Origin of the sequence: uncultured Thiocystis sp., from assembly GCF_903866365.1 — a bacterium.
GTDB lineage: Bacteria > Pseudomonadota > Gammaproteobacteria > Chromatiales > Chromatiaceae > Chromatium.
Genome location: NZ_CAIPNF010000396.1, coordinates 1 through 20,424 on the forward strand (window position 1 = coordinate 1; position 20,424 = coordinate 20,424).

Here is a 20,424-nt window from a genome sequence, read left to right on the forward strand (position 1 = left end):
GGCACGGACTGGCTCAACATGACCCCACTGAACGCCGTGCAGTCGCGCATTGTCAGCTTGCTCGACTTTCCGCAGGATCTCTATCTCGGCGTGGGCGCCCAATCCGGGTAATCAGCTGTCAAAATGGGCGAACCGTGAGAAACAGTGTCAAACTAACCAATGCTCCCTGGATCGCTTCGCGCCGCATCTGGCTGGCGGCCAGATCCTTCGAAGTACCTTCCAGGATCAAGGCGGTCCGTAGAGGCGAACTGGCGAGTTTCAGACCTTGCGAGAAAAAACGCCCATCCTGGATAGAGATCGTCAGGTCGATCAGGGTCTTGCGCTCGAACAGAAAACGGTCATCGACCAAGTAGTCGCCAACCGGCAGGCGCCGAACCCGTACTTCCACGCCATCCTGCTTCTTCAGCGCATCGAGAACGCCGCTCCGGGACTCCCGGTCATCGACGTGGACGCTGATCGTCTGCTGGTTAACCACAACGATTCGCTCCTGGTCGCGCGCCTTCCTCAATCTTTTCCAGAATAGGGAAGACAGGCAGTCAACACATCGCAGGCGCGGTTTACGCGTAAACCGCGCCCCTGGAGTTACATCACAATACCCAGCGATTGATGAATCTGCTGCACCACAACAGGGGCAAGCCCGGTTTTTTCGGCGAACTGACGAAGATAGTCCCGCTCCTGCGGGGTGTCGACCTCGACCGCCAGCAGAGAGGCGGCATACACCTCCGCCGCCATCTCCGGATTAGGAATCTCCGCGGCAAAGACATCCAGATTCAATGGTTGGCGCAGTTCGGCCATCAACCACTCCTGACCCTGGGCACCGATGCCTGCGTCCGCGGCCTTGCCGACGATTCGCTGGATCTCGTCTGGGCTGACCAGACCATCCGACTTGGCGATATTCATCATGCCTTTCATGATCAATTGCGCCTTGGTTTCCAGCAGTGAGTGCTCCGCCGGAGTCACGGGAGGCTTCAGTCCCAGCGGCGGTTCACCGCCTTGAGAAGCCGCCACTCCAGCCTGCCCGGCATTGCTCATGGCCTTGAACGCCACGCCTGCCAGCATGGCCAGAACGCCGCCCGACAAGGCACCCTTGACGGAATCGCCGCCGCCGCCCAACAGCGACCCCAGAACCGCTCCGATGCCGCCGGCCTGCAGCGGGTTCTCGGCGGCGGTACCGAGACTGGTTTTCGCCTGTTCAAGAATGCCGGCAAGAAGGTCGCCGGCACCTCCCTGACCGCCGGATACCTGCCCCAGATTGGCTTGCAAATCCTGCAGGGCATTGCCAATGCGGCTCTGCGCCGACTGCCCCGTGTTACTTTGCAGGAGCGCCCCAAGTAAATCGCCAAAGTTGGTCATGTCGCTATCTCCAATGGGTTATGTGAACACATCATTTTTCGCGAGCGAACCTGCCGATCCCTGGCGTCCAAGACAATTCTGATCCAAATCGAAGCGAACCACGTATACACGTTGGTTGTGTCAAGCGCATGACTGACGATCGCCTGATCGACTAGACGGCGTCCGGCAGGGCGATGAAGGGACCGATCAGGTCGCCGGCGGCAAGTCCCAGCATCTCATCGGCCCGGCCCCGATTCACAGCAATCTCGACCAGGCCAAAGGCGTTTTCATACCAAAAGGATTCGCCCGGCGCGACTTGGCAAAACGTGCACGCGTTCCGCACCGCCCGTTCACCGACCTGAAGCCGATGCCGTCGATCACGCCCGCGGGCATTCAATCCGGAGATCAGATTGCCGAAGCGATCGACATAGAGAATGGCGTATCGTTCTGGTGGCCAATCGGTGCCCGCCATGCCCGAAGTCTCCAGGCCGGATACCCGGAGATCCTGGCCAAGACAGAGACGCACGGCGGCTGGCACAAACCAGTCGCGACCATGGAAACTGGGAGACATCCGTTCCGGCCGCCAACCGATACGCCATACCGAAACCACACCACCGGACTGATGGATCAGAGGCGCCAGCAAACCATTGTCGGGGCCGATAAACCAGTCGCCAGCGGACTCCACGGCCAGCAGCGCACGGTCACCGCCTACACCAGGGTCGACGACACAGAGATACAAGGTGTTACCTGGCATGTCGCGCACCAGGGCGGGGAGCAGATAGGCCGCCAGATCGGGCCGGAAGGGCGGTAAGTCATGCACGAGATCGATCAGCGGCAATTCTGGCAGCAAAGCCCCCAAACAAGCGCGCATTTGCCCCACATAGAGACCGCCACCGAAGTCGGTGACAAGCACGATCCGCCGAATTGCCGCTGGACTCAAGTTTTACCCCCAAGTGGCCCGACCTGAAACGCACTCTTAGCAAGACCCGGATCGCTCGAAGCAATGCCCAAAGTCCGGACGCTGTGTATCTGAACAAGGCATAAAAAAACCGGGCGGCGGCCCGGTTTTCCGATCAAGAGGTTGCTCAATCGTCGTCGATGTCGACCGCCGCCGATGTCATCGGTCGGTCGACCAGTTCGACATAAGCCATAGGAGCCGCATCGCTGGCACGATAACCGCATTTGAGAATCCGCAGATAACCGCCCGGACGATCCTGATAACGCGGACCCAGTTCGACGAACAGCTTGCCGATAATTTCTTTATCGCGGAGTCGGGCGAAGGCCAGGCGACGCGTATGAACCGAATCGGTCTTTGCCAGGGTAATCAATGGCTCGGCGATTCGCCGCAACTCCTTGGCCTTGGGCAGAGTGGTTTTAATCAGTTCATGACGAAACAGCGAGGCCGACATATTGCGAAACATCGCCTCGCGGTGCGAACTGGTACGATTGAGATGCCTTCCGGCTTTGCGGTGACGCATGATCCTGATCCCGAATGTTCTTTGTAATCGATTTTATATGCAACGAGAAACGCGCCACGTTGGCCGCGCAATGCTCGTTACCGAATGCTCAACTCGGCAATGTTCTCGGGCGGCCAATTCTCAAGACGCATGCCTAACGACAGACCGCGCGTAGCGAGGACATCCTTGATCTCCGTCAGCGACTTCTTCCCGAGATTCGGAGTTTTCAGAAGCTCGACCTCGGTCCGCTGGATCAAGTCACCAATCAGATAGATATTTTCAGCCTTCAAACAGTTCGCGGAACGCACCGTCAGTTCGAGGTCGTCAACCGGACGCAACAAAATCGGATCATAGGGCGACTCAGGGTTGCTTTCGGTTACTTGAATCTCGGATGGGCCGGTGCCTTCCAAAGCAACGAAACTGGATAACTGGTCGCGCAGTATCGACGCGGATCGCTGAATCGCCTCTCTTGGATCAAGAGTCCCGTTGGTTTCAAGATCGATCACCAGACGATCCAGGTCCGTGCGCTGCTCGACACGCGCGGATTGAACCTCGATCGCAACCCGACGGACCGGACTGAAGGAAGCATCGATCGGCAATTTGCCGATCGGACGATCCTCCGAGACATCAAGCTCGCGCAGGGTTGTGGGCTCGTAACCAATTCCACGCCGCACCGTCAACGTCATACTCAGACTGCCTTCCGACAGGTTAGCGATGACGAGCTCGGGGTTCGCGATCTCGGCCGTGTGATCAATCGCAATATCCGCCGCGGTCACGGGGCCGGGGCCGGTTTTGCTCAAGGCGTAGGTCGCCTCGTCTTTCCCTTTTAGCGAAATCGCCAACTGCTTAAGATTCAACAAGATCTCAAGCACATCTTCCTGTACGCCAGCGATGGTCGTGTACTCGTGAAGCACACCTTGGATTTCGACTTCCGTCACAGCGCATCCATCCATGGAAGACAGCAAAATTCGACGGAGCGCATTTCCAAGGGTGTGCCCAAAACCGCGCTCAAGTGGTTCCAGCGATATTTTGGCATGGTTCACGTCACCATGAACCAACTCAACTTTTACGATGCGCGGTTTTAGAAATTCGCCAATAGCGTCATTCATTCAGTGCCTCTCAGGGAACTCCTTACTTGGAGTACAGCTCGACGATCAGCGACTCGTTGATGTCAGCCGGCAGATCTGAACGGTCTGGAACACGCCTGAAGACGCCTTTCAGGCCTTTGGGGTCAACCTCAACCCAATCAGGAAAACCGTACTGCTCGGCCAATGCCAACGCATTCTGGACGCGAAGTTGCTTTTTGGACGGCTCGCGAACTTCGACCTGATCTTCCGCACTCACTTGGTAAGAAGCGATGTTCACGATCCGACCATTGACCAGGATGCTTTTATGACTGACCAGCTGACGCGCTTCCGCGCGAGTTGAGCCGAAGCCCATCCGAAAGACCACATTATCGAGACGACGCTCTAGGAGTTGGAGCAAGTTTTCACCTGTCGCCCCCTTGGTTTGAGCCGCCTTTTTGTAGTAGTTACGAAACTGCTTTTCCAGCAAGCCATAAATCCGGCGAACTTTTTGCTTTTCACGCAACTGTACGCCGTAGTCGGAAAGCCGACGACGACGATCAGTCGTCTGGCCCGGTTGTTTCTCCAGGTTGCACTTGGTATCCAAAGCGCGCGCGCGACTCTTCAGCGACAGATCGGTTCCTTCGCGCCGTGCCAGCTTGCAGGTTGGGCCTGTGTAACGTGCCATGTTTCTTCCTGTTAAACGGTCAGACGTCAGACGCGCCGCTTTTTAGGCGGACGGCAGCCGTTATGTGGGATCGGCGTCACGTCGGTAATACTCGTGATCTTGAAGCCAGCGTTGTTCAGTGCTCGCACGGCGGATTCACGCCCAGGACCCGGCCCCTTGACGTTGACATCTAAGTTGCGCAGCCCGTAGTCCTTCGCCGCCTGGCCGGCCTTATCCGCCGCGACCTGCGCTGCAAAGGGAGTGCTTTTTCGAGAACCACGAAATCCGGAACCGCCTGACGTTGCCCAGGAAAGGGTATTTCCCTGGCGGTCGGTAATCGTAATAATCGTATTGTTGAAGGAGGCGTGAACGTGGGCGACCCCGTCCGCGACCTGCTTCTTGATTTTCTTTTTCGTGTTGCGAATCGGTTTAGCCATTCGTCATTATCCAGTCTTTCTGCTGCAATCGAACGTCATTAGCGTTTGATCGGACGGCGCGGCCCCTTACGGGTCCGGGCATTGGTGCGCGTGCGCTGGCCTCGCAGGGGCATACCACGACGATGACGGATGCCGCGATAGCAACCCAGATCCATTAGCCGCTTAATGCTCATCGATACCTCACGGCGCAGGTCACCTTCGACCGTGAACTTCGCGACTTCATTACGCAGTCGATCGACTTCTTCTTCCGTCAGCTTCTGCATCTTGGTCTCACGCGGGATGCCTGCCGCGTCGCAAATCTTGCCCGCACTGGTGCGGCCAATGCCGTAAATCGCTGTCAGGGCGATCACGGCATGTTTCTTATCTGGGATATTGACGCCGGCGATACGGGCCATATGGACGAACCCCTTATTCCTAATAGCTCAGCGGGTAAACCGCGCAGTATAACAAATTTTTTTTCAGGGTCAACCAGTACGGTTAACCTTGCCGTTGTTTGTGGCGGGGGTCCGTGCAAATCACACGAACGACGCCATTACGACGGATGATTTTGCAGTTTCTGCATAACTTTTTGACTGATGCACGCACTTTCATTGTTAACTCCTAAATCTTGAGCGCCTGTTAGCGCAACATGCCTGCGCCAGGCGACTTCAGATTGGCCTTTTTCATCAGACCTTCATATTGATGCGACATCAAATGAGCCTGAACCTGCGCCATGAAATCCATGACTACGACGACCACGATGAGCAGCGATGTGCCACCGAAATAAAAGGGGACGTTGTAGCCCACGATCAGGAACTCCGGCAGTAAACAGACTGCGGTGATATAGATGGCGCCAGCGGCTGTCAGGCGCGTCATCACGCTGTCGATGTAGCGCGCGGTTTGCTCCCCCGGACGGATACCGGGGATAAAGGCACCTGAACGCTTGAGGTTGTCCGCCGTCTCCTTCGCATTAAATACCAGCGCAGTGTAGAAAAAGCAGAAAAAGACGATTGCAACCGTATAGAACAGGACATAAAGCGGTTCGCCGGGCGACAGCTTCGAGGTAATATCGGCGATCCACCGAAGATTTTCGTTACTGCCAAAAAACTGCCCAAGCGTGCCTGGGAAGAGCAGGATACTCGACGCAAAGATCGGAGGAATAACTCCCGCCATATTCAGCTTCAGCGGCAGATGCGTACTCTGCGCCTGCATCATTTTCCGACCTTGCTGACGGCGCGCGTAGTTCACGGTGATCCGCCGCTGTCCACGCTCGACAAAGACCACAAAGGCCGTCACGCCAAGCGCCATCGCAAACAGGGCGAGCACGGCCAGTGAGTTCATCTCACCGGTTCGCGCCAATTCCAGGGTTCCACCCAGCGCCGCCGGCAAGCCGGCGACGATCCCGGAAAAGATGATCATCGAGATGCCGTTACCGATCCCACGTTCGGTGATCTGTTCGCCGAGCCACATCAGAAACATGGTACCGGTGACCAGCGAGACGGCGGCGGTAAAGACAAAACCGAGCCCCCCATGCACCACCAGCGCCGAACCGCCCGCGGTCTGCCCCTGCAGCGCCATCGAGATCCCGATCGCCTGAAAGGTCGCAAGAAAAACCGTTCCATAGCGCGTGTACTGGGTAATCTTGCGCCGCCCGGACTCGCCCTCTTTCTTCAACTGTTCGAGTTGCGGTACCACCGAGGTCATCAACTGAATGATGATCGACGCCGAGATGTAGGGCATGACACCGAGCGCAAACAGACTCGCGCGCTCCAGGGCACCGCCCGAGAACATGTTGAACATGTCCAGGATCGAGCCCTGATTCTGATCGAACAGGATGGCGAGTGCCTCGGGGTTGACTCCCGGAACCGGCACAAAGGTACCGATACGGTAGACGAGCAAAGCTCCTAACAGGAACAGCAGACGGCGTTTCAACTCCGTCAACTGACCCATTCCGCCAAGCGATTTACCCATTGATCCGACGTTCTTAGCCATCCGAATTCGCGCCTGTTGGTTAATCTTCGACCTTGCCGCCGGCCGCTTCGATGGCGACGCGCGCCCCCTTGGTCACACCGATGCCACGAATCGTAAAGGCGCGGGAGACCTCTCCGGAAGCGATGATCTTGGCCGTCTTGATCGCGCGATTCACAACCCCGACCGCCCGCAGCGCACCCAGATCGATGACATCGCCCTCGACGCGGTTAAGTTCGGTCAAACGCACCTCGGCACTCACCAAGGATTTAAGGGAGCGGAAGCCGACCTTCGGCAGACGCCGCTGAAGCGGCATCTGACCGCCCTCGAAGCCAACCTTGTGATAGCCGCCCTTTCTGGATTTCTGTCCTTTGTGGCCACGGCCGCAGGTCTTGCCCAGGCCGCTGCCGATGCCGCGTCCGACGCGCTTGGCGGAAGGCCGGCTGCCCGCATCGGGCTTGAGATCATTGAGCCGCATGGTGAGACTCCTCCACGACCTTGACCATGTAATACACGGCGTTGACCATCCCGCGGGTGCAGGGCGTGTCCTCGACCTCGACGACCTGATGCATCCGCCGCAGGCCAAGACCGCGCACACACGCCTTATGTTTTTCAAGGCGTCCGCTAGTGCTGCGCACCAGCTTCACCTTCATCATTTTTTTGTCAGACATCGCTTACCCCAGGATCTGTTCGACGGTCTTACCGCGCTTGGCAGCGATCGTCTCCGCGTCATTCATGGCACGCAGTCCCTGAACCGTCGCACGCACGACGTTGATCGGATTGTTGGTGCCGATGCACTTGGCGAGGACATTCTGAACGCCGAGCACCTCGAACACGGCACGCATCGCGCCGCCGGCAATGATGCCGGTACCGTCCGAGGCCGGCTGCATGAAGACCTTCGCGGCACCATGCTCGCCCTGCAGCGGATACTGAAGGGTAGTGCCATTCAGCTTGACTTCGATCATATTCTTGCGGGCGCTTTCCATCGCCTTCTGGATCGCGATCGGTACCTCGCGCGCCTTGCCGCGACCGAAACCGACGCGACCCTTACCGTCGCCCACCACCGTCAAGGCGGCGAAGCCGAATTGTCGGCCGCCCTTGACCACCTTGGCGACGCGGTTAACCGCCACCAGCTTTTCCAGAAGGTCATCGCCTTCCGGCTTAGGATTGAAGTTCGCCATGTTCGAGTCCTCAGAATTTCAGCCCGTGCTCACGCGCCGCGTCGGCAAGCGCCTTGAGACGGCCGTGATAACGGAAGCCGGAACGGTCGAACGCGACCCTTTCCACGCCGGCGGACAAGGCACGTTCCGCGATCGCCTTACCGATGACGGTTGCCGCCACAATGTTTGCCTTGTTGCCCTCGATCGACTGGCGGATGTCTTTATCCAGCGTGGATGCGCTGGCGACCACCTTGTCGCCCGTCGGGGCAATGATTTGGGCGTAGGTATGCCGGGGCGTGCGATGGACGCACAACCGAAATTCGCCCATTTCCCGAATCTTGGCGCGTGCCCGCGTCGCACGACGCAGACGAGCCTGTTTTTTATCCATGACGTGAGACCCCTTATTTCTTCTTGGCTTCCTTACGCAGGACATTTTCGTCCGCGTAACGAACGCCCTTGCCCTTGTAAGGCTCCGGCGGACGGAACCCCCGGATTTCCGAGGCGACCTGACCGACCCGTTGTTTATCGGCACCCATGACAACGACTTCGGTCTGACTCGGGGTCTCGATGGTGATGCCCGCGGGCACCGGATAATCGATCGGATGCGAAAAACCGAGGGTCAGATTCAGGACATCGCCCTTGGCCGCGGCGCGATAGCCGACACCCACCAGCGTGAGCTTGCGCGTGAAACCGGCGCTACAGCCCAGCACCATGTTGTTGAGCAGCGCGCGGGTGGTTCCGGCCATGGCCCAGGCGCTTGCCTGACCCTCGGCTGGAGCGACCTTGAGTTCATTCGCATCCTGACTGACGACAACGGTCGGATGGACGCTCCACTCAAGGCTGCCCTTCGCACCCTTGACTTTGACATCCTGACCGACGATCTCGACGGTGACACCTTTGGGCACCGTAATCGGCGCCTTTGCGATTCGTGACATCTCCGTATCCTCTTAAGCGACGTAGGCGATGATTTCGCCGCCGTGACCCGCCTGGCGGGCTGCGCGGTCGGTCATCAAACCTTGCGAGGTGGAGATGATCGCAATCCCAAGTCCAGCCCAAACCTTGGGCAACTGGTTTTTATTGCGATAAATGCGTAGCCCCGGCCGCGAGATGCGCTTGATGACCTCGATCACGGGCTTGCCGCGGAAATACTTGAGCTTGATGACCAGCTCGGGCTTGCCGCCATTGGGTTCGACCGATGCCTCGGCGATATAGCCTTCTTCCTTCAGCAGGTTCGCGATCGCGACCTTCTGCTTGGAAGACGGCATCACAATGGTGATTTTGCCACGCTGCTGGCCGTTGCGGATGCGTGTCAGCATATCCGCAATCGGATCCGACATACTCATGGGATGCTCCTTGGGTCAAACCGCCTTGACGGCGCGATACCCTTCAGGTGTTTTGGATCGGCGCGGTCCAGATCGCGGACAGCGCCGAAGGAGGCGAATGGCTTACCAACTCGCCTTGACGACGCCGGGGACATCCCCGCGCATCACGGCTTCGCGCAACTTCATGCGCGCAAGCCCGAATTTCCGATAGACGGCATGCGGACGACCGCTAACCCGGCAGCGCCGTTGCTGGCGCGACGGACTCGCATCGCGCGGAAGCAGATGGAACTTCCGCATTGCCTCGTCGATCTGTTCCGCGCTCGCGCCACGATCATTGATGACGGCCTTCAGTGCCGCGCGCTTCGCGCCGAACTTGGCCGCGATCCGGGTGCGCTTGACGTCGCGCGCAATCATGCTCTTCTTCGCCATAGTGCTATCTCAGGTACGGAATGGGAACTTGAACGCCTCAAGCAGCGCGCGTCCGTCCTCGTCCGTCCGCGCCGAGGTCGTAATCGTGATGTCGAGTCCGCGAATTGCGTCGATCTTGTCGTAATCGATTTCGGGGAACATGATCTGTTCGCGCACGCCCATCGAATAGTTCCCGCGTCCGTCGAACGACTTCGGACTCAGCCCCCGAAAGTCGCGGATACGCGGAATCGCGACATTGACCAGGCGATCGAGGAATTCGTACATCCGTTCGCGGCGCAGCGTCACCTTGCAACCGATCGGCCAACCTTCGCGAATCTTAAAGCCGGCGACCGACTTGCGCGCGAAGGTGACAATGGGCTGCTGACCGGCGATGGCGCGCAGATCGGCGACGGCATGATCCATCACCTTCTTATCCGCGATCGCCTCGCCAACCCCCATGTTGAGCGTAATCTTCTCGATCCGCGGCACCTGCATCACGCTCTTGAAGCTAAAGCGTTCCTTCAGTTGGCCGACGATCTGTTCGCGATATTCTGTCTGTAATCTGGTCATTTTGCTTCCCTCGGTCAGACGTCGACGACTTCGCCGTTCGACTTGAACACGCGAACCTTGCGACCGTCTTCCAGGATTTTGAAGCCGACCCGATCCGCGCCGCCCTTTTGAGGGTTGTACAACGCGACGTTGGACACCTGAATCGGCATAGCCTTGTCGATAATGCCGCCAGGTTCGCCTGCCTGTGGATTCGGCTTCTGATGCTTGCGGGCAATATTGATGTTTTCGACGATGACATGATCCTCGTCGACGACACGCAACACCGTGCCACGCTTGCCTTTGTCTTTGCCGGTGATCACGATGACGTCATCACCTTTTTTGATTTTTTGCATGCTGTCGTCTCCTTACAGCACTTCGGGTGCTAGCGAGATGATCTTCATGAAGCGGTCACCCCGAAGTTCGCGCGTCACGGGCCCAAAAATACGTGTCCCGATCGGTTGGAGCTGATTATTCAGCAGCACGGCGGCATTTCCGTCGAAGCGGATCAGCGATCCATCCGGACGACGAACGCCCTTTCGGGTCCGGACCACGACGGCGTTATAGACATCGCCTTTCTTGACCTTGCCGCGCGGAATGGCATCCTTGACGGAGACCTTAATGACATCGCCGATGCCCGCGTAGCGCCGATGCGATCCGCCGAGCACTTTGATGCATTGCACCCTCTTTGCGCCGCTATTGTCGGCGACGCCTAGATTGGACTGCATCTGAATCATTGTCGTTTACCTAAACTGATTGCTGATCCCGGAGTGGATCCGGCTGCTCTGCGAATGACCGCGCCGAACGCGGCGGCGAACGAACGCCAGGGGCGTCTCGTCGCGCGTAACCTCAGCGAGCCTTCTCGATAATGTCGAGCAAGCGCCATGATTTGGTTTTGGAGAGCGGTCTGCACTGCTCGACCCGCACCAGATCGCCTTCATGACAACTGTTGTCTTCGTCGTGCGCATGAATCTTGGTCGAGCGGCGCATGAATTTGCCGTACAGCGGATGCTTGACCCGACGTTCGATGAGCACCGTCACGGTCTTGTCCATGGCGCTGCTGGTGACGCGCCCTTCCAGTGTGCGATTGGTCTTGTTTTCGGTATCGTCGCTCATGATTTGGCGCCCGCCGTCATTTCAGTCATGACCGTCTTGATCCGGGCGATATCCCGCCGTCCCGCCTTCATCTGCGAAGGCTTGGACAACTGGCCGGTGCCCCGCTGCATGCGCAGATTGAATTGCTCGCGAAGCAACTCCATCAGCTGTTTTTGCAGCTCTTCGAGACTGTTTTTTCTAAGTTCGTTCGCCTTCATCACAGAATCGTCCGCTTTTCAAAAGTGGTCTGCACGGGCAGTTTCGCCGACGCAAGCGCGAATGCCTCGCGGGCCAACTCCTCCGTGACACCTTCGATTTCATAGAGCACAAAGCCAGGCTGAACCAGGGCGACCCAATACTCGACGTTGCCTTTGCCCTTGCCCATGCGCACTTCGAGGGGCTTTTTGGAAATCGGCTTATCCGGGAAGACACGAATCCAGAGCTTGCCGCCGCGCTTGACGCTGCGTTGGATCGCGCGACGCGCCGCCTCGATCTGACGCGCCGTCAGACGCCCGCGTTCGGTTGCCTTCAGGCCATATTCACCGAAGCTGACGCGGTTCCCGCTCTGGGCAAGACCACGGTTGCGCCCTTTATGTTGCTTGCGGAACTTGGTACGTTTCGGTTGCAGCATGACTTAACCCTTCTTTCCGGCCGCTTTCGGCGCCGGTTCTTCGGGGAGCTGATCGCCGAATACCTCGCCCTTGAAGATCCACACCTTGACGCCCAGGATGCCATAGGTCGTTTTGGCCTCGGCAAACCCGTAATCGATATCGGCACGCAGGGTATGGAGCGGTACGCGACCCTCGCGGGCCCACTCGCTGCGCGCGATTTCGGCGCCATTCAGACGGCCCGCGACATTGATCCGGACGCCTTCGGCACCAAGCCGCATCGTGTTCTGGATCGACCGCTTCATCGCGCGACGGAACATGATCCGACGCTCAAGCTGCTGCGCGATGCCTTCGGCAACCAGCTGCGCGTCAAGTTCCGGCTTGCGGATCTCTTCGATGCTGATATGTACCGGGATCCCCATCATCGCGGAGACTTTCGCCCGCAGCTTGTCGATATCCTCGCCTTTCTTGCCGATCACCACGCCCGGCCGCGCCGTATGGATGGTGATATGCGCATTTTTCGCGGGCCGATCGATCTGGATGCGACTGACGGACGCCTTGGAGAGCTCTTTCCGCAGAAAGGCGCGCACCGCAAGGTCCGTGTTCAGAAAATTCGCGTAATCTTTTGTGCTCGCGTACCACTTGGATGTCCAGTCCTTGACGATGCCAAGCCGGATACCGTTCGGATGAACTTTTTGTCCCATGCTGGTCCCCTGGATTCCCTAGCCTTCAGCCACGATCAGACTGATGTGGCTGGTGCGTTTCTTGATTCGGTTGGCACGCCCCTTGGCGCGCGCGCGGATCCGCTTCATGGTCGGGCCTTCGTTGATCTGAATGGCCGCAACCTTGAGCTCGTCGATATCCGCGCCCTCGTTATGCTCGGCATTCGCGATGGCGGACTCCAGAACGCCCTTAATTAGCCCAGCACCTTTCTGGGTACTGAACGTCAGGGTGGTCAGGGCCTCCTCGACATGACGACCACGAATCAGATCCGCGACCAGTCGAGCCTTCTGGGCCGAGATCCGGGCATATTTCAGTGTTGCTTCGGCTTGCATCCGCGGATCTCCGACTAGCGCTTTTTCGCCTTGCGATCGGCCGCATGACCGCGATAGGTGCGGGTCATGGAAAACTCACCGAGTTTATGGCCGATCATGTTTTCGTTGACGAGCACGGGCACGTGCTGACGTCCGTTGTGGACCGCAATGGTCAGGCCCACCATTTCCGGCAGCACCATGGAGCGGCGCGACCAGGTTTTGATCGGGCGCTTACTGTTTTGGGCGACCGCTTCTTCCACCTTTTTGATCAGGTGGTGGTCCACAAAGGGTCCTTTTCGAATCGAACGTGGCACTTGCTCAACCTCGCCTTAATTATTTGCGACCGCGACGACGGACAATCATGCCGTCGGTCCGCTTGTTCTTGCGTGTCTTATGACCCTTGGTCGGCACACCCCAGGGAGTCACCGGGTGACGGCCGCCGGAGGTACGGCCTTCGCCGCCGCCATGCGGGTGATCCACCGGGTTCATGACGACGCCGCGGACGGTCGGACGCACACCGCGCCAGCGGGTCGCGCCCGCCTTGCCAAGTTTTTGCAGGCTATGCTCGGCATTCCCGACCTCGCCGATCACGGCCCGGCAGTCGGCATGCACCTTGCGCATCTCGCCCGAACGCAGCCGCAGGGTTGCCGCCGAGGTATCGCGCGCGATCAGCTGTGCCGATGCGCCGGCCGCACGCGCCATCTGCGCGCCCTTACCGGGTCGCATCTCGATGCAATGCACCTGGGTGCCGACCGGAATGTTGCGCAGCGGCATGCAGTTACCCACGGCGATCGGAGCGGCTTCGCCGGCCTGAACGCTGTCGCCCGCATGAAGCCCTTTCGGCGCGATGATGTAGGCGCGCTCGCCGTCGGCATATTTCAACAACGCCAGATGCGCGGAGCGATTCGGATCATATTCAAGTCGCTCTACGGTTGCAGGAACGCCTTCCTTGTTCCGCTTGAAATCCACGATACGATAGCGTTGCTTATGGCCGCCGCCCTGGTGGCGCACGGTGATACGGCCCAGGTTATTGCGCCCGCCATGCTTGGATTTCTTTTCGATCAGTGGCCTGTAAGGGGCGCCCTTGTGCAGTTCCGGCGTCGTGACCTTAACGACGAAACGACGTCCGGCGGACGTGGGCTTTGTCTTTACGATTGGCATCTTGGTCTATCCGTTTCTGTCCGCCGCCGCGCTCACGCGCCGCCGCCGAAGTCGATATCATGGCCGGGTTTCAGGCGCACATAAGCCTTCCGCCAATCCTGGCGCTTGCCGAGACGCTGCTTGACCCGTTTCGCTTTCCCTTTGACGTTCAGCACATGAACGTGATCAACCTTGACCTCGAACAGAAGCTCGACGGCGCTTGCGATTTCGCGCTTCGTCGCATCCGTCACGACACGAAAAGTAAACTGACTCGACTGCTCGGCGATCCGGTTCGATTTTTCGGAGACGATCGGCGCCAGCAGCACCTTCATGAGACGTTCGTTGTTCATGCCAGACGCTCCTCAAGCTTCTTCACCGCGGCTTCGGTCGCCAGGAGGGTGTCGAAGGCGACCAGGCTCACGGGGTCGACTTCCTGAGCCGACATGACAATGACGCCGTACAGATTACGGGCCGCCAGGTACAAGGCTTCATCCAGACCGTCGGTCAGAATCAGCACGTCCCGCAACTCGAAGGTCTTCAGGAGCGCAACCAGTTCCTTCGTCTTCGGTGCCGGCAGGGAAAGCTCCGGCACAATGATTAAACGCTCGGTACGGACCAGTTCCGACAGAATCGAACGCACGGCACCGCGATACATCTTACGATTGACTTTCTGGGTGTAATCGCGCGGCTTGGCCGCGAAGGTCACGCCACCGGAACGCCAGATAGGGCTGCGCGAGCTACCGGCACGCGCCCGGCCAGTGCCTTTCTGGCGCCATGGCTTGGCGCCGCCACCAGAGACTTCGGCGCGCGTTTTCTGTGCCTTCGTGCCCGAACGGGCGGCCGCCATGTAAGCGGTCACCACCTGATGCACGAGGCCAGGCTTGTATTCGACACCGAACACGGTGTCTGAAACCTGCACACTAGCAGTGCCAGTGTGGTTTCGAATGGCAAGTTCCATGACTGCTTAACCCTTGTTTTTCTGCTTCACGGACGGCAGCACGATCAGTCGCCCACCGGTCGGGCCAGGCACGCCGCCACGGACCAGCAACAGGTTCCGCTCGGCATCGACCCGCACCACCTCAAGGTTCTGCTGACAGCGATTGTCGGCACCCAGGTGACCGGCCATTTTCTTGCCTTTCCAAACGTGACCTGGGGTCTGGTTCTGTCCGATCGAACCCGCCGAACGGTGCGAGCGCGAGTTACCGTGCGTCGCGTCCTGCATGGAAAAGTGGTGACGTCGGATGGCGCCGGTAAATCCACGGCCCTTGGTCACGCCCCTCACATCGACTTTTTGACCGATCTCGAAGATGGACACCGAGATTTCCTGCCCAACCTCCAGTTCGGCGCCTTCGTCGCCCTCCAGCCGGAACTCGCGCAGCACTTCGCCCGCTTCCACGCCGGCCTTGGCATAGTGCCCGGCCATCGGCTTGGTGACGCGTGAGGCGCGGCGCGTGCCGAATGCGACCTGAACGGCGCGATAGCCATCGGTCTCGGCGGACTTGACCTGGCTGACGCGGTTCGGCGTCACCTCGATCACGGTGACAGGGATGCTCTCCCCGTCTTCTTGGAACAGGCGGGTCATGCCAGCCTTGCGCCCGATAACTCCGATCGTCATCGTCTCGTCCTCAGCTCAGCTTGATCTGGACGTCGACGCCCGCGGCCAGATCCAGTTTCATTAGCGCATCGACCGTCTTATCCGTGGGGTCGACAATATCCATCAGGCGTTTATGCGTCCGCAGCTCGTACTGGTCGCGCGCGTCTTTATTGACATGCGGCGAGATCAGGATCGTGAAGCGCTCCTTCTTGGACGGCAGCGGTACCGGACCCCGCACCTGGGCGCCCGTGCGCTTGGCGGTGTCGACGATTTCACGGGCGGACTGGTCGATCAAACGGTGATCGAACGCCTTCAGGCGAATACGAATTCTTTGGCTGCTCATGTCCTTACTCGATTATCTTCGCGACGACGCCGGCACCGACCGTGCGTCCGCCTTCGCGCACGGCGAAGCGCAGACCTTCTTCCATGGCGATCGGGGCGATCAGCTTGATGGTCATCTTGACGTTGTCGCCGGGCATGACCATTTCGATCCCCTCGGGCAGTTCGCAGGCGCCGGTGACGTCGGTGGTGCGGAAGTAGAACTGCGGACGGTAGCCGTTGAAGAAGGGGGTGTGACGCCCGCCTTCGTCCTTGCTGAGCACGTAGACTTCGGCTTCGAAGTGGGTGTGCGGGTGAATCGACTTGGGCTTGGCCAGTACCTGGCCACGCTCGACATCCTCGCGCTTGGTGCCGCGCAGGAGCACGCCGACGTTGTCGCCGGCCTGGCCCTGGTCGAGCAGTTTGCGGAACATCTCAACGCCGGTACAGGTGGTCTTGACGGTGTCCTTGATGCCGACAATCTCGACTTCCTCGCCGACCTTGACGATGCCGCGCTCGATGCGTCCGGTCACGACGGTGCCGCGCCCGGAGATGGAGAAGACGTCTTCGATGGGCATCAGGAAGGCGCCGTCGATGGCCCGCTCGGGCTCGGGAATGTAGCTGTCGATGGCGTCCATGAGACGGTCGATCGACTGGGTGCCGATCTCGCTGTCGACGCCTTCGAGGGCGAGCTTGGCCGAGCCGGTGACGATCGGGGTGTCGTCGCCGGGGAAGTCGTATTTGGCGAGCAGTTCGCGCACTTCCATCTCGACGAGTTCGAGCAGCTCGGGATCGTCGAGCATGTCGACTTTGTTGAGGTAGACGACGATGTAGGGCACGCCGACCTGACGCGAGAGCAGGATGTGCTCGCGGGTCTGGGGCATCGGGCCGTCGGCCGCCGAGACGACGAGGATGGCGCCGTCCATCTGCGCCGCGCCGGTGATCATGTTCTTGACGTAGTCGGCATGCCCGGGGCAGTCGACGTGGGCGTAGTGACGCTTCGTCGTCTCGTATTCGACGTGGGCGGTGGCGATGGTGATGCCGCGCGCACGCTCCTCGGGGGCGTTGTCGATCTGGTCGTAGGCGCGCGCTTCGCCGCCAAACTTCTTGGCCTGATGGGTGGTGATCGCCGCCGTCAGCGTGGTCTTGCCGTGGTCGACGTGGCCAATCGTGCCGACGTTGACGTGCGGCTTGCTACGTTGGAATTTTTCTTTGGACATCCCGCTCTACCCTTAATCGTTACTGTTTCTTGGAGACCGCTTCGGCAATGCTGGCGGGCACCTCGTTGTATTTGCTGAACTCCATGCTGTAGGTCGCGCGACCCTGGGTCGCCGACCGGAGATCGGTCGAATAACCGAACATTTCCGAGAGGGGAACCTCAGCACGGATGATCTTGCCGGATGGCGCATCTTCCATTCCATGGATCATGCCGCGCCGGCTGTTCAGGTCACCCATGACATCGCCCATATTGATCTCGGGCGTCACGACCTCGACCTTCATGATGGGTTCCAGCAACACAGGCCGCGCCTTGGCCACGGCCTCCTTGATCGCCATGGAACCAGCGATCTTGAAAGCCATTTCGCTCGAATCGACCTCGTGATAAGAACCGTCGTAGAGCGTTACCTTGATATCCACGATCGGGAATCCAGCCAGGATGCCATTCGTCATGGCCTCCTTGATGCCTTTATCCACCGCCGGGATATATTCCTTCGGCACGGTTCCGCCAACGATCGCGTTGACGAACTCGTAACCGCCGCCCGCTTCCTGCGGTTCGACCTTGATGTAGACATGGCCGTATTGACCGCGACCGCCGGATTGACGGGCAAACTTGGTTTCCTGCTGGACCGTCGAGCGAATGGTCTCGCGATAGCTGACCTGAGGCGCGCCAACATTGGCCTCGACCTTGAATTCGCGACGCATGCGGTCGACGATGATTTCCAGATGCAGTTCGCCCATGCCGGAGATGATGGTCTGGCCAGACTCCTCGTCGGTGCGCACCCGGAAGGAAGGATCTTCCTGGGCCAGCTTCGAGAGGGCAATGCCCATCTTCTCCTGGTCGCTCTTGGTCTTAGGCTCCACGGCCACCGAGATGACCGGCTCCGGGAACTCCATCCGCTCCAGCGTGATGATGTTGTTCAGATCGCACAGAGTGTCTCCGGTGGTGACATCTTTCAGGCCCACGGCGGCGGCGATGTCGCCCGCGTGGACTTCCTTGATTTCATGACGCTCGTTCGCGTGCATCTGCAGGATGCGTCCGATGCGCTCCTTACGGCCCTTCACCGGGTTGTAGAGCGTGTCGCCGGACTTCAACACGCCGGAATAGGCGCGGAAAAAGGTCAGGGTACCCACGAAGGGATCGGTCGCGATTTTGAACGCCAGCGCGGCAAAGGGCGCGTCATCGGACGCCGGGCGCTCGGCCTCGGTCTCGTCCCGATCATCCAGGATGCCGCGAATGGCCGGGACATCCAGTGGCGATGGCATGTAGTCGAGTGCGGCGTCAAGCATGGCCTGGACGCCTTTGTTCTTGAAGGCCGACCCGCACATCATGGGAACGATTTCGCTTCTGAGCGTGCGCGCGCGAAGTCCAGCCTGGATTTCCTCATTGGTCAGCGGCTGACCATTCAGGTACTTCTCCATCAGCTCTTCGTTCGCCTCGGCCGCGGCCTCGATCATCGCCTCGCGCCATTCATTGCTGAGTTCGACGAGATCCTCCGGAATGTCGCGCATCTCGTATTCCATGCCGCGCGAGGCTTCATCCCAGTAGACAGCCTTCATCTGCACCAGGTCGACGACGCCTTTGAAATCTTCCTCTGCGCCAATCGGCACCTGGATCGGAACGGCATTGCCGCCGAGTCGGTCCTTGACCTGCCGCACGACGCGGAAAAAATCGGCGCCCATCCGGTCCATTTTGTTAACGAAGGCAATGCGCGGCACGCCATATTTATCGGCTTGGCGCCAGACGGTTTCGGACTGGGGCTCGACGCCACCTACAGCGCAGAACACCGCGCAGGCGCCATCGAGCACGCGCAGCGAACGCTCGACCTCAATCGTGAAATCGACGTGCCCGGGGGTATCGATGATATTGATCCGATACTCGGGACGCTGGCGGCTCATCCCCTTCCAGAAACAGGTCGTCGCGGCGGACGTGATGGTGATTCCGCGCTCCTGCTCCTGCTCCATCCAATCCATGGTCGCCGCGCCATCGTGCACTTCACCGATCTTATGGGAGACACCCGTGTAGAACAGGATGCGCTCAGTGGTAGTGGTCTTCCCTGCATCGATGTGTGCCATGATGCCCAGGTTGCGATACCGCTCGATAGGTGTGCTACGTGCCACGACTGAATCCGCCTTGATGAATCTAAAGAACGCTGAACCAGAGGCTACCAGCGATAATGCGAGAACGCCTTATTGGCTTCTGCCATACGGTGCGTATCTTCTTTTTTCTTGACCGCGGAACCGCGGGAATCCGCCGCGTCCATCAACTCGCCGGCCAACCGCTGTGCCATGGATTTTTCCGAGCGCTTGCGGGCCGCGTCGATCAGCCAACGCATGGCGAGCGAATTGCGGCGGGCCGGGCGCACCTCGATCGGCACTTGGTAGGTCGCGCCGCCCACGCGCCGGGATTTCACCTCGACGGCCGGACGCACGTTTTCCATGGCCTGCTCAAGCAGTTCCACGGGCTTGCCACCTTTTTTTTCGACGACCTGATCGAGGGCACGATAAATAATCCGCTCGGCCACGGATTTCTTTCCATCTTCCATCATCATGTTGATGAACTTGGTCAACAACTCGCTTCCGTGCTTGGGATCTGGAAGGACTTGGCGACGGGCGGCTACGCGTCTTCTCGGCATGATCTCTAAGGCTCCGACCTTATTCGTTGAACTGGCTTGATTCAGGGGGCGCTGGACGACCGATTACTTCTTCGGGCGCTTGGCGCCGTACTTGGAACGACCCTGACGCCGCTTTTCGACCCCGGAGGTGTCTAGCGTGCCGCGCACCGTGTGATAACGCACACCCGGCAAATCCTTGACGCGCCCCCCGCGGATCAGAACCACCGAATGCTCTTGAAGGTTATGCCCCTCGCCACCGATATAGGTCGCCACCTCAAACCCGTTGGTCAGACGCACGCGAGCGACTTTCCGCAGGGCCGAATTCGGCTTTTTCGGGGTCGTGGTATACACACGCGTACAAACGCCACGGCGCTGAGGACAAGCCTCAAGAGCGGGCACATTGGTTTTCGTCACGTTCCGCTTGCGGGGCTTCCGGACGAGTTGGTTGATCGTTGCCATGCAATC

Annotated in this window: 35 protein-coding genes; all 35 read right to left on the minus strand. The window is 59.3% G+C overall.

All coding sequences use genetic code 11. The features are described 5' to 3' along the window. Positions 1-118 precede the first annotated feature (118 nt). The 35 genes from QZY07_RS21940 to rpsL all read right to left on the minus strand — a co-directional run bounded on the left by QZY07_RS21940 (position 119) and on the right by rpsL (position 20,418). Complete coding sequence (locus QZY07_RS21940; protein ID WP_295407452.1) at positions 119-475, minus strand: ERCC4 domain-containing protein; 357 nt, start codon at positions 473-475, stop codon at positions 119-121. A gap of 107 nt (positions 476-582) precedes the next feature. Then, a complete protein-coding gene (locus QZY07_RS21945; RefSeq protein ID WP_295407455.1) occupies positions 583-1,353 on the minus strand; it encodes a tellurite resistance TerB family protein in 771 nt (256 codons plus the stop codon). Between the two features lie 151 nt (positions 1,354-1,504). Continuing rightward, complete coding sequence (locus QZY07_RS21950) at positions 1,505-2,272, minus strand: SAM-dependent chlorinase/fluorinase (RefSeq protein ID WP_295407458.1); 768 nt, start codon at positions 2,270-2,272, stop codon at positions 1,505-1,507. 145 nt (positions 2,273-2,417) lie between these two features. Continuing rightward, positions 2,418-2,810: a 50S ribosomal protein L17 gene (gene rplQ, locus QZY07_RS21955; protein WP_295407461.1), complete on the minus strand. Its 393-nt coding sequence runs from the start codon at positions 2,808-2,810 to the stop codon at positions 2,418-2,420. Positions 2,811-2,887: 77 nt separating this feature from the next. Continuing rightward, a complete protein-coding gene (gene rpoA, locus QZY07_RS21960; protein WP_295407463.1) occupies positions 2,888-3,898 on the minus strand; it encodes a DNA-directed RNA polymerase subunit alpha in 1,011 nt (336 codons plus the stop codon). A gap of 22 nt (positions 3,899-3,920) precedes the next feature. Beyond that, positions 3,921-4,541 carry a 30S ribosomal protein S4 gene (gene rpsD, locus QZY07_RS21965; RefSeq protein WP_295407466.1) on the minus strand — a complete coding sequence of 207 codons (621 nt, stop codon included), beginning with the start codon at positions 4,539-4,541 and terminating at the stop codon, positions 3,921-3,923. Between the two features lie 26 nt (positions 4,542-4,567). Beyond that, on the minus strand, positions 4,568-4,957 hold the full coding sequence (gene rpsK, locus QZY07_RS21970) for a 30S ribosomal protein S11 (RefSeq protein ID WP_201092384.1): 390 nt from the start codon (positions 4,955-4,957) through the stop codon (positions 4,568-4,570). 38 nt (positions 4,958-4,995) lie between these two features. After that, the gene (gene rpsM / locus QZY07_RS21975) at positions 4,996-5,352 is read right to left on the minus strand and encodes a 30S ribosomal protein S13 (protein WP_295407472.1); all 357 of its coding nucleotides are present in this window, start codon (positions 5,350-5,352) and stop codon (positions 4,996-4,998) included. An 82-nt stretch (positions 5,353-5,434) separates the two neighbouring features. Continuing rightward, positions 5,435-5,548 (minus strand): 50S ribosomal protein L36, encoded by a 114-nt coding sequence (gene rpmJ, locus QZY07_RS21980; RefSeq protein ID WP_201092399.1) that lies wholly within the window; start codon positions 5,546-5,548, stop codon positions 5,435-5,437. Between the two features lie 27 nt (positions 5,549-5,575). Then, positions 5,576-6,928, minus strand: coding sequence for a preprotein translocase subunit SecY (gene secY, locus QZY07_RS21985; protein ID WP_295407477.1), 1,353 nt, complete (start codon positions 6,926-6,928; stop codon positions 5,576-5,578). 19 nt (positions 6,929-6,947) lie between these two features. After that, positions 6,948-7,382, minus strand: coding sequence for a 50S ribosomal protein L15 (gene rplO / locus QZY07_RS21990; RefSeq protein ID WP_295407480.1), 435 nt, complete (start codon positions 7,380-7,382; stop codon positions 6,948-6,950). Further along, a complete protein-coding gene (rpmD, locus tag QZY07_RS21995) occupies positions 7,369-7,575 on the minus strand; it encodes a 50S ribosomal protein L30 (RefSeq protein ID WP_014780414.1) in 207 nt (68 codons plus the stop codon). Before rpmD ends, rplO begins: the two co-directional genes overlap by 14 nt. 3 nt (positions 7,576-7,578) lie before the next feature. Then, the gene (gene rpsE / locus QZY07_RS22000) at positions 7,579-8,085 is read right to left on the minus strand and encodes a 30S ribosomal protein S5 (RefSeq protein ID WP_295407486.1); all 507 of its coding nucleotides are present in this window, start codon (positions 8,083-8,085) and stop codon (positions 7,579-7,581) included. A gap of 10 nt (positions 8,086-8,095) precedes the next feature. Then, positions 8,096-8,452: a 50S ribosomal protein L18 gene (rplR, locus tag QZY07_RS22005; RefSeq protein WP_295407490.1), complete on the minus strand. Its 357-nt coding sequence runs from the start codon at positions 8,450-8,452 to the stop codon at positions 8,096-8,098. 13 nt (positions 8,453-8,465) lie between these two features. Continuing rightward, positions 8,466-8,999, minus strand: coding sequence for a 50S ribosomal protein L6 (rplF, locus tag QZY07_RS22010; protein WP_295407493.1), 534 nt, complete (start codon positions 8,997-8,999; stop codon positions 8,466-8,468). Between the two features lie 12 nt (positions 9,000-9,011). Further along, on the minus strand, positions 9,012-9,407 hold the full coding sequence (gene rpsH, locus QZY07_RS22015; protein ID WP_295407495.1) for a 30S ribosomal protein S8: 396 nt from the start codon (positions 9,405-9,407) through the stop codon (positions 9,012-9,014). A 102-nt stretch (positions 9,408-9,509) separates the two neighbouring features. Continuing rightward, entirely contained in the window at positions 9,510-9,815 is a 306-nt protein-coding gene (gene rpsN / locus QZY07_RS22020) for a 30S ribosomal protein S14 (protein ID WP_295407498.1), read from the minus strand. A 9-nt stretch (positions 9,816-9,824) separates the two neighbouring features. Continuing rightward, positions 9,825-10,364: a 50S ribosomal protein L5 gene (gene rplE, locus QZY07_RS22025; RefSeq protein ID WP_295407501.1), complete on the minus strand. Its 540-nt coding sequence runs from the start codon at positions 10,362-10,364 to the stop codon at positions 9,825-9,827. Positions 10,365-10,378: 14 nt separating this feature from the next. Further along, positions 10,379-10,696, minus strand: a complete 318-nt coding sequence (rplX, locus tag QZY07_RS22030) for a 50S ribosomal protein L24 (protein ID WP_295407504.1) — start codon at positions 10,694-10,696, stop codon at positions 10,379-10,381. A gap of 12 nt (positions 10,697-10,708) precedes the next feature. After that, positions 10,709-11,077 (minus strand): 50S ribosomal protein L14, encoded by a 369-nt coding sequence (gene rplN, locus QZY07_RS22035; protein WP_014780406.1) that lies wholly within the window; start codon positions 11,075-11,077, stop codon positions 10,709-10,711. Between the two features lie 112 nt (positions 11,078-11,189). Next, positions 11,190-11,456 carry a 30S ribosomal protein S17 gene (gene rpsQ, locus QZY07_RS22040; protein WP_295407509.1) on the minus strand — a complete coding sequence of 89 codons (267 nt, stop codon included), beginning with the start codon at positions 11,454-11,456 and terminating at the stop codon, positions 11,190-11,192. Beyond that, the gene (gene rpmC / locus QZY07_RS22045; RefSeq protein WP_295407511.1) at positions 11,453-11,653 is read right to left on the minus strand and encodes a 50S ribosomal protein L29; all 201 of its coding nucleotides are present in this window, start codon (positions 11,651-11,653) and stop codon (positions 11,453-11,455) included. Before rpmC ends, rpsQ begins: the two co-directional genes overlap by 4 nt. Continuing rightward, positions 11,653-12,066 carry a 50S ribosomal protein L16 gene (rplP, locus tag QZY07_RS22050; RefSeq protein ID WP_295407514.1) on the minus strand — a complete coding sequence of 138 codons (414 nt, stop codon included), beginning with the start codon at positions 12,064-12,066 and terminating at the stop codon, positions 11,653-11,655. Before rplP ends, rpmC begins: the two co-directional genes overlap by 1 nt. 3 nt (positions 12,067-12,069) lie before the next feature. Then, positions 12,070-12,747 (minus strand): 30S ribosomal protein S3, encoded by a 678-nt coding sequence (rpsC, locus tag QZY07_RS22055; RefSeq protein WP_295407517.1) that lies wholly within the window; start codon positions 12,745-12,747, stop codon positions 12,070-12,072. Between the two features lie 18 nt (positions 12,748-12,765). Further along, the gene (gene rplV, locus QZY07_RS22060; RefSeq protein ID WP_295407521.1) at positions 12,766-13,098 is read right to left on the minus strand and encodes a 50S ribosomal protein L22; all 333 of its coding nucleotides are present in this window, start codon (positions 13,096-13,098) and stop codon (positions 12,766-12,768) included. Between the two features lie 14 nt (positions 13,099-13,112). After that, positions 13,113-13,391 (minus strand): 30S ribosomal protein S19, encoded by a 279-nt coding sequence (gene rpsS, locus QZY07_RS22065; RefSeq protein ID WP_014780400.1) that lies wholly within the window; start codon positions 13,389-13,391, stop codon positions 13,113-13,115. A 19-nt stretch (positions 13,392-13,410) separates the two neighbouring features. Continuing rightward, a complete protein-coding gene (rplB, locus tag QZY07_RS22070) occupies positions 13,411-14,238 on the minus strand; it encodes a 50S ribosomal protein L2 (protein WP_295407525.1) in 828 nt (275 codons plus the stop codon). A 32-nt stretch (positions 14,239-14,270) separates the two neighbouring features. Next, complete coding sequence (rplW, locus tag QZY07_RS22075; RefSeq protein WP_295407529.1) at positions 14,271-14,567, minus strand: 50S ribosomal protein L23; 297 nt, start codon at positions 14,565-14,567, stop codon at positions 14,271-14,273. Next, the gene (rplD, locus tag QZY07_RS22080; RefSeq protein ID WP_295407533.1) at positions 14,564-15,175 is read right to left on the minus strand and encodes a 50S ribosomal protein L4; all 612 of its coding nucleotides are present in this window, start codon (positions 15,173-15,175) and stop codon (positions 14,564-14,566) included. The genes rplW and rplD overlap by 4 nt, the downstream gene beginning before the upstream one ends. A gap of 6 nt (positions 15,176-15,181) precedes the next feature. Further along, positions 15,182-15,832, minus strand: coding sequence for a 50S ribosomal protein L3 (gene rplC, locus QZY07_RS22085; protein WP_295407534.1), 651 nt, complete (start codon positions 15,830-15,832; stop codon positions 15,182-15,184). Between the two features lie 10 nt (positions 15,833-15,842). Further along, positions 15,843-16,154: a 30S ribosomal protein S10 gene (gene rpsJ / locus QZY07_RS22090; RefSeq protein ID WP_014780395.1), complete on the minus strand. Its 312-nt coding sequence runs from the start codon at positions 16,152-16,154 to the stop codon at positions 15,843-15,845. Positions 16,155-16,158: 4 nt separating this feature from the next. Beyond that, positions 16,159-17,349, minus strand: a complete 1,191-nt coding sequence (gene tuf / locus QZY07_RS22095) for an elongation factor Tu (protein ID WP_295407539.1) — start codon at positions 17,347-17,349, stop codon at positions 16,159-16,161. Between the two features lie 19 nt (positions 17,350-17,368). Next, positions 17,369-19,465, minus strand: a complete 2,097-nt coding sequence (fusA, locus tag QZY07_RS22100; protein WP_295407542.1) for an elongation factor G — start codon at positions 19,463-19,465, stop codon at positions 17,369-17,371. 44 nt (positions 19,466-19,509) lie between these two features. Then, positions 19,510-19,980 (minus strand): 30S ribosomal protein S7, encoded by a 471-nt coding sequence (rpsG, locus tag QZY07_RS22105; protein ID WP_201092439.1) that lies wholly within the window; start codon positions 19,978-19,980, stop codon positions 19,510-19,512. Between the two features lie 63 nt (positions 19,981-20,043). Further along, on the minus strand, positions 20,044-20,418 hold the full coding sequence (gene rpsL / locus QZY07_RS22110; protein ID WP_014780392.1) for a 30S ribosomal protein S12: 375 nt from the start codon (positions 20,416-20,418) through the stop codon (positions 20,044-20,046). Between the last annotated feature and the right edge of the window lie 6 nt (positions 20,419-20,424).